Raw genomic sequence first — 12230 nt, forward strand, 5'->3', positions numbered from 1 at the left:
TGAGTCATGAGCGAGCTGTTACTGATAGATGATGACCAGGAGCTCTGCGAGCTGCTGACCAGTTGGTTGAGCCAGGAAGGCTTCCAGGTGCGTGCCTGCCATGACGGCTTGAGCGCCCGCAAAGCCTTGGCCGACAGCGCCCCGGCTGCGGTGGTGCTCGACGTGATGCTGCCCGACGGCAGTGGCCTTGAGTTGCTCAAGCAATTGCGCAACGACCACCCGGAACTGCCGGTGCTGATGCTCTCGGCCCGTGGCGAACCGCTGGACCGCATCCTCGGCCTCGAACTGGGCGCCGACGATTACCTGGCCAAGCCCTGCGACCCACGCGAGCTGACCGCCCGCCTGCGTGCCGTATTGCGCCGCAGCCATCCGGCTGCCGTGTCGACCCAGCTGGAATTGGGCGACCTGTGCTTCAGCCCGGTGCGCGGCGTGGTCAGTATCGACGAGCAGGAGTTTACCCTGACTGTTTCCGAAAGCCGCCTGCTGGAAGCCCTGCTGCGCCAGCCCGGCGAACCGCTGGACAAGCAGGAACTGGCGCAGATCGCCCTGGGCCGGAAGCTGACCCTCTACGATCGCAGCCTGGATATGCACGTCAGCAACCTACGCAAAAAGATCGGCCCACACCCGGACGGCCGGCCACGGATCGTGGCGTTGCGTAGCCGGGGCTACTATTACAGCCTCTGAAATCGGGAGCCCCTGGGCTCCTGGTTTTGTCAGCGCCCCCCCAATCGTCTTTACCCAAGCTTTACCCACACCTGACCGCCGCTGACCTTGATCTCCGTAATCTACTCACATCCGGACTCACCGGAATAGAGACAGGAGAATCACCATGCGCAAGACCCTTATCGCTTTGATGTTCGCCGCTGCCCTGCCCACCGTTGCCATGGCGGCAATGCCTGAAGGCCCAGGCCCGATGGGCGGCCCGGAAGGCCACATGATGGGTGGCCCGGGCCACGGCGGTGAACACGGTCCGCGTGGCAAAGGCGGTCCTTTCAGCCAACTGGACCTGAGCAAGGAACAGCGCCAGCAGATCGGCAAGTTGATGGGCGACCAATGGCACGCTCGCAAAGACCTGACCAAGAAGTACTTGGACAAACTGCCAGCCGCTGACCAGAAAGCCATGCAGGACGAAATCGCCGCCGGCAAGCAGAAAACCCAGGCGGACATCCGGGCGGTCCTCAAGCCTGACCAGCAGAAGAAGTTCGACGAGATCGTCAAGCAGCAGGAACAGCGTCGCGCCGAATGGAAGGAATTCCAGGCCTGGAAAGCGCAACAGCCGCAAAAAGCGCAATAATGCACCCGCGTTAACACTCCCAGCCCAGTGGCCCTCGCCACTGGGCTTTTCCTGTTTGAGGGTTTCCTGTGCGTTCATTGTTCTGGCGCATCCTGGCCAGCTTCTGGCTGGCCATCGCCTTGGTTGCCGGGTTGTCGATCCTGCTGGGGCACATGCTCAATCAAGACGCCTGGATTCTCAGCCGTCACCCCGGTCTCAATAACCTGGCCGAAGAGTGGACCCAACTCTACGAGGCCCAGGGCGAGGATGCCGCCCAGGATCTGCTGCAACAGCGCAAGCGCCAGTACCACATCGACGTACAAGTGCTGAATGAAAGCGGCGAGCCGGTGGTGCGCGGCACCTTTCCGCGCCGCGCCGCCGCTTTCGAAGCGCGCCAGAATGACAGCCAGGACGGCCACTTGCCCTGGCGCCGCCTGACCGCCGAGTACACCAGCGAAAAGACCGGCGACACCTACCTGCTGATCTACCGCATCCCCCACCCGGAACTCGACGCCTGGCACCGCAGCAGCCTTTTGTGGCCGTTGAGCGCGTTGGCGATCGCGCTGGTGGTGCTGACCCTGTTCAGCCTGTTGGTGACACTGTCCATCACCCGGCCCCTCAGCCGTTTGCGTGGCGCGGTACATGACCTTGGCCAGGCCACCTATCAGCAAAACAGCTTGGCGCGCCTGGCCAACCGCCGCGATGAATTCGGCGTGCTGGCTACCGACTTCAACCGCATGGGCGCCCGCCTGCAAAGCTTGATAGGCAGCCAGCGCCAGTTGCTGCGCGATGTCTCCCACGAACTGCGCTCGCCCCTGGCGCGCCTGCGGATCGCCCTGGCCCTGGCCGAACGCGCCAGCCCCGAAGAACGGGAAAAACTCTGGCCGCGCCTGACCCGTGAATGCGACCGGCTGGAAGCCTTGATCAGCGAAATCCTGGTACTGGCCCGTGTCGATGCCGACAACGCCAGCGCCGAAGAGGTCGACCTCACTTCCCTGCTCAAGACCCTGCAAAAGGACGCCCAACTCGGCGCGCCGGACCAGCTAGTGCAACTGAACGCCGACACCGACCTGCACCTGAAGGGCTGGCCGACCATGATCGAACGCGCGGTGGATAACCTGCTGCGCAATGCCCAGCGCTTCAATCCACCGGGCCAGCCGATTGAACTGCATGCGCAGCGCCAGGGTGATCGGATCCTGATCAGCGTGCGCGACCACGGCCCCGGCGTTGAGGCCGAACACTTGAGCCAGCTCGGCGAACCCTTCTACCGCGCCCCCGGCCAGACCGCACAAGGCCATGGCCTGGGCCTGGCGATTGCGCGTCGCGCCGCCGAACGCCATGGTGGCAGCCTGATCTTAGCCAATCATCCTGACGGCGGTTTTGTTGCCAGTATCGACCTGCCGTTGGAACCTGGGGTTGTCACACCGGCCTGATGATCTTCTATAGTGGCCCTTCTCTTACGGAGGGCCTTTGATGACTGACCTGCTGACTCCCATCCAAGCCGCACTCGCTCTACCACAAACACCACTGACCTTTACCGAAGCCGGCGCCCTGCCCTCGACCTTCGCCGTCACTGAGCTGGCCAGCGCCAGCATCGGCGCTGCCGGCCAGGCGGTGGCGCAACTGATCCAGCAACAGACCGGGCGCCTGCCCAGCGTCATTGTGGACCGGCGCCTAGCCTCCTTCTGGTTTTCTTCTTCGATCCGCCCGGTAGGCTGGGAAACACCACCGCTGTGGGACCCGGTGGCCGGCGACTATGCCAGCGCCGATGGCTGGATTCGACTGCACACCAATGCGCCCCACCACCGCGCGGCGGCTGAGCGTGTGCTGGGCAAGGTGACCGAGCGGGCCGAAATGGCCGTCAAGGTCGCCAAATGGAACGCCGCCGAGCTGGAGCAGGCGCTTGTCGATGAAGGGGGTTGCGCCGCGCAGATGCGTGACTGGCAAGCCTGGCAGGCACATCCTCAAGGGCTGGCAGTGAATGCTGAGGAGCTGGTGCAGCGCCAGACCTTTGCAACCACCACCCACAAGCCCTGGCTCGGCTCGGTTGCGCGGCCACTGGCGGGCCTCAAGGTATTGGACCTGACCCGCGTGTTGGCCGGCCCGGTGGCCAGCCGCTTTCTCGCAGGCCTGGGCGCTGACGTGCTGCGCATCGATTCGCCCACCTGGAATGAGCCCGGCGTAGTACCGGAAATGACCCTGGGCAAACGCTGCGCCCGCCTGGATTTGAAAAGCCCGGAAGGCCGGCAGGTTTTCGAAGGCCTGCTCAAGGAAGCCGACATCCTGTTCCACGGCTACCGCGCCGATGCCCTAGAACAGCTGGGTTACACCGCCGATGGACTGCAAACCCTGGCCCCCGGCCTGATCGACGTGAGCCTCAACGCCTATGGTTGGAGCGGCCCGTGGCGCAACCGTCGTGGTTTCGACAGCCTGGTGCAGATGAGCAGCGGAATCGCCGCCGCTGGCATGGCCTGGAAACAGACGGACAAACCGGTGCCCCTGCCGTTGCAGGCGCTGGATCACGCGACCGGGTATTTGATGGCGGCCAGTGCGATCCAGGCATTCAGTGAACGGGTGAAAACCGGGCGGGGTGGTTCGGCGTGGTTATCATTGGCGCGTACGGCGAAGTTGCTGGTAGAGGCGGGACAGGTGCCGGAGCAGCCAGCGTTGCGCGCCGAAGAGCCAGCAGATCAAGGCCTGTTGGCGGAGCAGACAGCCTGGGGCCAGGCACATCGATTGTTGCCACCGGTCGCTATCAGCGGCACGCCGTTGCAGTGGGATTTGCCGGCTGGGGAATTGGGTTCACACCGGCCTCAGTGGTGACCTTGAGTCCCCATTCGCGAGCAAGCCCGCTCCCACATTCGACCGCATTCCATGGAGGTACTCGGTCAAAATGTGGGAGCGGGCTTGCTCGCGAAGAGGCCAGTACAGGCACTCTTAATCCGCCCGCTGCAACGACGTCCACAAGTGCTGCGCCGCATACGCCCGGAGCGGGCGCCAAGCCTCAGCCCGCGCCAACAACTGCCGCGCCGAAACCGGCCCACCTTCCAATGCCACCAACGCATTGATCAACCCGATATCCCCCGACGCAAACGCATCCGCCTCGCGCATCTGGCGCATGGCGATGTACTGCGCGGTCCAATCGCCAATCCCCGGCAACGCCACCAACCGTGCCACACCAGCCTTGAGGCTGGCCTGGGGTTCGAACAATCGGGGATCATCCAGCAACGCCTGGGCCACGCCCGACAAGGTCCGCCCACGCGCCTTGGGCATGCCCAGCGTCGCCAGGTCCGCCGCCGCCACCACCTCAGCGGCGGGGAACACATGGGTGATACCGACATGCGGCGTTGCCAGCGGCTGACCGTAGTGCGCCACCAACTTGCCCGCCAGACGAATCGCGGCGACCACGGTGATTTGCTGGCCGAGCACCGCGCGAATCGCCAGCTCCAGACCATCCCAGGTGCCCGGCACACGCAAGCCCGGACGCGCTGCGACCAGTTGCGCCATCAATGGGTCCGTCGCCAATTGCGGGTTGATCAACTGGGGTTGGGCATCCAGATCGAACATCGTGCGCAGACGCCGTTCGATCTCAGGCAACGCCGCCGGGTCTGGAAAACCCACCTCCACGTCTAGCCAATCGCCATCCCCCATCGCCACGCTGATCCAGCCGTGCTGCCCGCCGAGGCTGATACTGCGCCGGTACACCCCCGCCTCGACCGTCTCCATCCCGCCGATCGCCCGCGCCGACAGAAACCCCACCATTGCCGCCCAGTCGTAGGGCGGCTGATACGCCAATCTCACAACGACAACACCCCGCTGTACAACCCATACGCCGCCAGCCCCGCGCCGGCGATCACGCAGCTGAAAATGCCTTTTTCCATGTGGGTAAACAAGGGTTGGCCCTGCTCACGCTTGGCGAGGGCAAACAGGATCACACCCGGCGCATACAACAGCGCCGACAGCAGCAGGTATTTCAAGCCCCCGGCGTAGAGCAGCCATACGGCGTAGCCGAGGGCAATCAGGCCCACCAGCAGGTCCTTCATGCGCTGGCCGTGGGCGCCTTCATACGTTTCGCCGCGCCCGCTCAACAGCACCGCATAGGCGGCCGACCACAGGTAAGGCACCAGGATCATCGAGGAAGCCAAGTAGATCAGGGTGGTGTAGGTGCTGTGGGAAAACAGCGTGATCACCAGGAAGACCTGGATCATCACATTAGTCAGCCACAGCGCATTGACCGGCACCTGGTTGACGTTTTCCTTTTTCAGGAAGGCCGGCATGGTCTTGTCCTGGGCCGTGGCATAGAGGATTTCCGCACAGAGCAACGCCCAGGACAGCAAGGCGCCGAGCAACGAGACCGCCAGGCCGATGCTGATCGCCATCGCGCCCCAGGGGCCGACGATGTGTTCGAGCACACCTGCCAGGGACGGGTTCTGCAAGTGCGCGAGTTCCGGCTGGCTCATGATCCCCAGGGACAACACATTCACCAGCACCAGCAGTGCCAGCACGCCCAGAAAACCGATGACCGTGGCGCGGCCCACGTCCGAGCGTTTCTCGGCGCGCGCCGAGTAAACGCTGGCGCCCTCGATGCCGATAAACACAAACACGGTGACCAGCATCATGTTGCGCACCTGGTCCACCACGCTGCCGATAGTCGGGTTGCCCGCACCCCAGATATCTCGGGTGAAGATCTCTGCCTTGAATGCCACGCCGGCAATCACGATAAACATCAGCAGCGGCACGATCTTGGCCACGGTGGTGATCTGATTGATAAACGCGGCCTCCTTGATCCCACGCAGCACCAGAAAATGCACGGCCCACAGCAGCAAGGACGCGCAGCCGATAGCCACCGGCGTGTTGCCCTGACCGAATATCGGAAAAAAATAACCGAGGGTGCTGAACAGCAACACGAAGTAACCCACGTTGCCCATCCAGGCGCTGATCCAGTAACCCCAGGCCGACGAGAAGCCCATGTAGTCGCCGAAGCCGGCCTTGGCATAGGCATACACGCCCGAATCCAATTCAGGCTTGCGGTTGGCCAGGGTCTGGAACACGAAGGCCAGGGTCAACATACCCACGGCGGTGATCGCCCAACCGATCAGCACGGCGCCCACCTCGGCGCGAGCGGCCATATTCTGCGGCAACGAGAAAATCCCCCCGCCGATCATCGACCCCACTACCAGGGCGATCAGGGCACTGAGCCGAAGTTTCTGGGCGGGTTGGGACATGAACACTCCTGAATGAATAAAACGCTTTTAGCTGACAACTGTGCACTCAACTAATTAACCCAGCGAGTGTAGCGTTTATTAGAGACCGCGATAAAACACGGCGCTAATAACCCGAGGGCATGACAGTTTATAGGGTTTAGGCTTATTTAGAATTTAAATACGGCAACTACTTTGTCGTGTATTGGCTACTTATTGTCGCCTGTATGAAAAGTTTGCACATTCGGAAAAACGGGCTAGCTTAAAACGTCCACACGTAGCACTAAATGATTAACCAATACCGCAGGGATCGCTCTGGAAAGCACCTTTGCGAGGAAATCTATTGCCCACGGCTTTGCACCCTAAGTCATTAATTCACAATGGAATGTGCCAATGAAGTGATCTGAGTCAGCTGTTTGATTAGCGCACGGATTTATTCTGTGGTCTCTCTTCTCCTGCATTGGAGTTATGCGATGTCTGAATCTCCCGGAAAACTTCGATTGGGCGCACTGGTTGCACTTGTCGTCGGCTCAATGATTGGCGGCGGGATCTTCTCACTGCCGCAAAATATGGCCGCCAGTGCCGATGTCGGCGCCGTGTTGATTGGTTGGGTGATTACCGCCATCGGCATGTTGACCCTCGCGTTTGTGTTCCAGACCCTCGCCAACCGCAAGCCCGACCTCGACGGCGGCGTGTATGCCTACGCCAAGGCCGGCTTCGGCGACTACATGGGCTTCTCTTCAGCCTGGGGCTACTGGATCAGCGCCTGGCTGGGCAACGTCGGTTATTTCGTGTTGCTGTTCAGCACCCTCGGTTACTTCTTCCCGCTATTTGGAGAGGGAAATACACCTGCTGCAGTGATCGGTGCGTCGGTGCTGCTGTGGGCCGTGCATTTTCTGGTGCTGCGCGGCATCAAGGAAGCGGCATTCATCAACCTGGTGACCACCGTCGCCAAGGTCGTGCCACTGGTGCTGTTCGTGTTGATCGCGCTGTTTGCGTTCAAGCTGGATATCTTCACCGCTGACATCTGGGGCGTGAAAAACCCGGACCTGGGCAGTGTGATGAACCAAGTGCGCAACATGATGCTGGTCACCGTCTGGGTGTTCATCGGCATCGAAGGCGCGAGCATCTTCTCGTCCCGTGCGGAAAAACGCTCCGACGTGGGCAAGGCCACAGTGATCGGTTTTATCACCGTGCTGTTGTTCCTGATGCTGGTGAACGTGCTGTCCTTGGGCATCATGACCCAACCCGAACTGGCCAAGCTGCAAAACCCATCGATGGCCGCCGTGTTGGAACACGTGGTGGGCCACTGGGGCGCGGTGCTGATCAGCGTCGGCCTGATCATCTCGCTGTTGGGAGCGCTGCTGTCGTGGGTGCTGCTGTGTGCGGAGATCATGTTCGCCGCCGCCAAGGACCACACCATGCCGGAGTTCCTGCGCAGGGAGAATGCCAACCATGTGCCAGTCAACGCCCTGTGGCTGACCAACGCCATGGTGCAACTGTTCCTGGTGATCACGCTGTTTTCCGCCAGCACTTACCTGTCGCTGATCTACCTCGCCACCTCGATGATCCTGGTGCCTTACCTGTGGTCGGCGGCCTACGCCCTGTTACTGGCGGTGCGCGGCGAGACCTACGAAAACGCGCTGAAAGAGCGCAAGAAAGACCTGTTCATCGGCGCCATCGCCCTGATCTACGCGATCTGGCTGCTGTATGCCGGCGGCACCAAATACCTGCTGCTCTCCGCCCTGCTCTACGCGCCCGGCGCGATTCTGTTCGCCAAGGCCAAGCATGAACTGGGCAAACCGATTTTCACCAACGTCGAGAAGCTGATTTTCGCCGCAGTGGTCATTGGCGCCCTGGTGGCGGCCTATGGGCTCTACGACGGCTTCCTGACCCTGTAACACCTGAATCTTTTGTTCACTGGAGGATCTGTAATGACCACGGAAAAAGTGAAGTACGGCGTACATTCCGAAGCCGGCAAACTGCGCAAAGTCATGGTGTGCTCCCCAGGCTTGGCCCACCAGCGGCTGACCCCCAACAACTGCGATGAACTGCTGTTCGATGACGTGCTGTGGGTGGCCCAGGCCAAGCGCGACCATTTCGACTTTGTGACCAAGATGCGCGAGCGGGATATTGATGTGCTGGAAATGCACAACCTGCTCACCGACATCGTCGCCATCCCCGAAGCGCTGGACTGGATCCTGGAGCGCAAGATCACCGCCAACACCGTGGGCCTGGGCCTGGTCGATGAAGTGAGCTCGTGGTTGCGCAGCCTGGAGCCGCGCAAAATCAGCGAATTCCTGATTGGTGGCGTGTCGGCCGATGACCTGCCGAGCAGCTTCGGTGGCAAGACCATCGAGATGTTCCGCGACTTCCTCGGGCATTCCAGCTTCATCTTGCCGCCACTGCCCAACACCCAGTTCACCCGTGACACCACCTGCTGGATCTACGGCGGCGTCACGCTGAACCCGATGTACTGGCCGGCACGACGCCAGGAAACCCTGCTGGCCTCGGCCATCTACAAGTTCCACCCGGAGTTCACCAACGCCGACTTCCAGATCTGGTACGGCGACCCGGATCAGGAACACGGCGCTTCCACGCTGGAAGGCGGCGACGTGATGCCCATCGGCAACGGCGTAGTCCTGATCGGCATGGGCGAGCGTTCGTCCCACCAGGCGATCGGCCAACTGGCGCGCAACCTGTTCAAGAACAAGGCGGTGGAGAAAGTCATCGTGGCCGGCCTGCCGAAATCCCGCGCGGCGATGCACCTGGACACCGTGTTCAGTTTCTGCGACCGCGACCTGGTCACCATCTTCCCCGAAGTGGTCAACCAGATCGTGCCGTTCACCCTGCGCCCGGACGAAAGCAAGCCACACGGCATCGACATCCAGCGCGAGAAAACCAACTTCCTCGACACCGTCGCCGCAGCCCTCAACCTCAAGGCGCTGCGCGTCGTCGAAACCGGCGGCAACAGCTTCGCCGCCGAACGCGAGCAGTGGGACGACGGCAACAACGTGGTGGCGGTGGAGCCTGGCGTGGTGATCGGTTACGACCGCAACACCTACACCAACACCCTGCTGCGCAAGGCTGGTGTGGAAGTCATCACCATCAGCGCCGGCGAACTCGGCCGGGGCCGTGGCGGCGGCCACTGCATGACCTGCCCGATCATCCGCGACCCTATCGACTATTAATTTCCAGGCCTTGGCCGTCGCCCATAAGGCGCCGGCCAGGGGGATAACCTAAACAGAAGGAGATCCATCATGGCTTTCAACATGCGCAACCGCAGCCTGCTGTCACTGATGCACCACACCACCCGCGAGCTGCACTACCTGCTGGACCTGTCCCGCGACCTCAAGCGCGCCAAATACACCGGCACCGAGCGTCCGCACCTGAAGGGCAAGAACATCGCGCTGATCTTCGAAAAAACCTCGACCCGCACCCGCTGCGCCTTCGAAGTCGCGGCCCATGACCAGGGCGCCCACGTCACCTACATCGACCCGGTGTCGTCGCAGATCGGCCACAAGGAAAGCATGAAAGACACCGCCCGCGTATTGGGCCGGATGTTCGACGCCATCGAGTACCGTGGCTTCGAACAGGAAATCGTCGAGGAGCTGGCCAAGTTCGCCGGTGTGCCGGTGTTCAACGGCCTCACTGCTGAATTCCACCCCACCCAAATGATCGCCGACACCCTGACGATGCGCGAGCACAGCGACAAACCGCTGCATGACATCAGTTACGCCTACCTGGGTGACGCACGCTACAACATGGGCAACTCGCTGCTGATGATCGGCGCCAAGCTGGGCATGGACGTGCGCATCGGCGCGCCGAAAGCCCTGTGGCCGCACGAAGATTTCATCAAGCAATGCCAGGCGTTTGCCGAAGAAAGCGGCGCGCGTATCACCATCACCGAAGACCCGAAGGAAGCGGTGAAAGGCGTGGACTTCATCCACACCGATATCTGGGTGTCCATGGGCGAGCCGGTGGAAGCGTGGGACGAGCGCATCGAGCAACTGCTGCCGTACCAAGTCAACGCCAAGATGATGAAAGCCTCGGGCAACCCGCGCGTGAAGTTCATGCACTGCCTGCCGGCGTTCCACAACAGCGAAACCAAGGTGGGCAAGGACATCGCCGCGCGTTATCCAAACCTGGCCAATGGCGTGGAAGTGACCGAGGACGTGTTCGAGTCGCCGGCCAACATCGCGTTTGAGCAGGCGGAGAACCGCATGCATACCATCAAGGCGATTCTGGTGTCGGCACTCGCAGATATCTGACGGATATTCTGTAGGAGCTGGCTTGCCAGCGATAGCCATGTACCTGCCGACATCCCTGTTGGAGGTACAGGCACTATCGCCGGCAAGCCGGCTCCTACATGGACCGTGTTGTTCATGAGCTTTCTAGAAGGACATTCTGTATGCGCATCGTCGTAGCCCTGGGCGGCAACGCCCTGCTCCGCCGTGGTGAACCCATGACGGCGGACAACCAACGCGCCAATATCCGCATCGCCACCGAACAGATCGCCAAGATCCATGCCGGCAACCAGCTGGTGATCGCTCACGGTAATGGTCCGCAAGTCGGCCTGCTGTCGTTGCAGGCGGCGGCCTACACCCAGGTGTCGCCGTACCCACTGGACGTGCTCGGCGCCGAGACCGAAGGCATGATCGGCTACATCATCGAACAGGAACTGGGCAACCTGCTGGACTTCGAAGTGCCGTTCGCCACCCTGCTCACCCAAGTCGAAGTGGACGCCAAGGACCCGGCCTTCCAGAACCCGACCAAGCCCATCGGCCCGGTGTATTCCAAGGCCGAAGCGGAAAAACTCGCCGCCGAAAAAGGCTGGGCCATAGCCCCGGATGGCGACAAGTACCGCCGCGTGGTCGCCAGCCCACGGCCCAAACGCATCTTTGAAATTCGCCCGATCACGTGGCTGCTGGACAAAGGCAGTATCGTGATTTGTGCCGGCGGTGGCGGTATTCCGACGATGTACGGCGAGGACGGCAAGCTGCGCGGCATTGAAGCCGTGATCGACAAGGATCTGTGTTCGTCGCTGCTGGCTTCACAATTGAAAGCCGATTTGCTGGTGATCGCCACCGACGTCAACGCCGCTTTTATCGATTTCGGCAAACCCACCCAAAAAGCCATCGGCCAAGCCCACCCGGACGACATGGAAAAACTCGGCTTCGCCGCCGGTTCCATGGGCCCCAAGGTACAAGCCGCCTGCGAGTTCGCCCGCCAGACTGGCAAAACCGCCGTCATCGGTTCACTCTCGGACATCGAAGCCATCGTCCAGGGCAGCGCCGGTACGCGCATCAGCACGGCAACACCTGGCATCACCTATCTGTGAAGTAGAGGAGAGACGCCTATGGCCACCTTTGAACCGGGTCACCTGCACGTTGAACGTCACGCGCTGAACAAGGATGACTACAGCTACAACCTGTGCATCGACTACGAAGTCAGCCAGGATCCCAAGGAAGGCAAGGGGATGCTGTTCAAGCTCCATGGCTCGGTGCAGGGCAAGGACCTTAAGGAGGAGTTTTTCCTGCCCAAGGACCAGGCGTTCGACTTTGCCCGGCATGCGATGAACATCGCGCAGAAATACGGCATGCCGAAGATTGCCGTGTTGAACGGCTCGATGCACAAGCAGTACGACCAGATGTTCGAGGATGTACGGCATCAACTGGATGTGAAACCTGGGGATCCGATCAAGCCCGAACACCTGGAATAACCGCCCCCCTGTAGGAGCGAGCTTGCTCGCGAAG

General features: G+C 61.5%; 11 protein-coding genes. 9 read left to right on the forward strand and 2 right to left on the reverse strand.

The window, feature by feature from the left end; genetic code table 11:
- The first annotated feature begins 6 nt into the window (after positions 1–6).
- The 4 genes from RB216_RS23320 to RB216_RS23335 all read left to right on the forward strand — a co-directional run bounded on the left by RB216_RS23320 (position 7) and on the right by RB216_RS23335 (position 4096).
- On the forward strand, positions 7–684 hold the full coding sequence (locus RB216_RS23320) for a response regulator transcription factor (RefSeq protein WP_028617724.1): 678 nt from the start codon (positions 7–9) through the stop codon (positions 682–684).
- A 145-nt stretch (positions 685–829) separates the two neighbouring features.
- Positions 830–1294: an LTXXQ domain-containing protein gene (locus RB216_RS23325; protein WP_016975427.1), complete on the forward strand. Its 465-nt coding sequence runs from the start codon at positions 830–832 to the stop codon at positions 1292–1294.
- 68 nt (positions 1295–1362) lie between these two features.
- Positions 1363–2706 (forward strand): sensor histidine kinase, encoded by a 1344-nt coding sequence (locus RB216_RS23330; protein WP_308907953.1) that lies wholly within the window; start codon positions 1363–1365, stop codon positions 2704–2706.
- A 40-nt stretch (positions 2707–2746) separates the two neighbouring features.
- On the forward strand, positions 2747–4096 hold the full coding sequence (locus RB216_RS23335; protein WP_028617726.1) for a CoA transferase: 1350 nt from the start codon (positions 2747–2749) through the stop codon (positions 4094–4096).
- A 114-nt stretch (positions 4097–4210) separates the two neighbouring features.
- On the opposite strand, the gene RB216_RS23340 is transcribed toward RB216_RS23335, so the two are convergent.
- A complete protein-coding gene (locus tag RB216_RS23340) occupies positions 4211–5074 on the reverse strand; it encodes a DNA-3-methyladenine glycosylase family protein (RefSeq protein ID WP_308907954.1) in 864 nt (287 codons plus the stop codon).
- Entirely contained in the window at positions 5071–6498 is a 1428-nt protein-coding gene (gene arcD, locus RB216_RS23345; RefSeq protein ID WP_305382562.1) for an arginine-ornithine antiporter, read from the reverse strand. The genes RB216_RS23340 and arcD (RB216_RS23345) overlap by 4 nt, the downstream gene beginning before the upstream one ends.
- A gap of 449 nt (positions 6499–6947) precedes the next feature.
- On the opposite strand from arcD (RB216_RS23345), the gene arcD (RB216_RS23350) reads away from it, so the two are divergent.
- From arcD (RB216_RS23350) to RB216_RS23370, 5 genes are all read left to right on the forward strand, one after another.
- Complete coding sequence (gene arcD / locus RB216_RS23350) at positions 6948–8375, forward strand: arginine-ornithine antiporter (protein WP_028617729.1); 1428 nt, start codon at positions 6948–6950, stop codon at positions 8373–8375.
- Positions 8376–8408: 33 nt separating this feature from the next.
- The gene (arcA, locus tag RB216_RS23355; protein ID WP_028617730.1) at positions 8409–9665 is read left to right on the forward strand and encodes an arginine deiminase; all 1257 of its coding nucleotides are present in this window, start codon (positions 8409–8411) and stop codon (positions 9663–9665) included.
- 69 nt (positions 9666–9734) lie between these two features.
- Positions 9735–10745 carry an ornithine carbamoyltransferase gene (locus tag RB216_RS23360; protein ID WP_016973242.1) on the forward strand — a complete coding sequence of 337 codons (1011 nt, stop codon included), beginning with the start codon at positions 9735–9737 and terminating at the stop codon, positions 10743–10745.
- A gap of 140 nt (positions 10746–10885) precedes the next feature.
- Positions 10886–11815 carry a carbamate kinase gene (arcC, locus tag RB216_RS23365; protein WP_028617731.1) on the forward strand — a complete coding sequence of 310 codons (930 nt, stop codon included), beginning with the start codon at positions 10886–10888 and terminating at the stop codon, positions 11813–11815.
- Between the two features lie 18 nt (positions 11816–11833).
- Positions 11834–12196 carry a DUF5064 family protein gene (locus tag RB216_RS23370; protein WP_068935005.1) on the forward strand — a complete coding sequence of 121 codons (363 nt, stop codon included), beginning with the start codon at positions 11834–11836 and terminating at the stop codon, positions 12194–12196.
- The last annotated feature ends 34 nt before the right edge of the window (positions 12197–12230 follow it).

The sequence above is a fragment of the Pseudomonas canadensis genome, from assembly GCF_030980095.1.
In the GTDB taxonomy this organism is placed as follows: Bacteria; Pseudomonadota; Gammaproteobacteria; order Pseudomonadales; family Pseudomonadaceae; genus Aquipseudomonas; species Aquipseudomonas canadensis.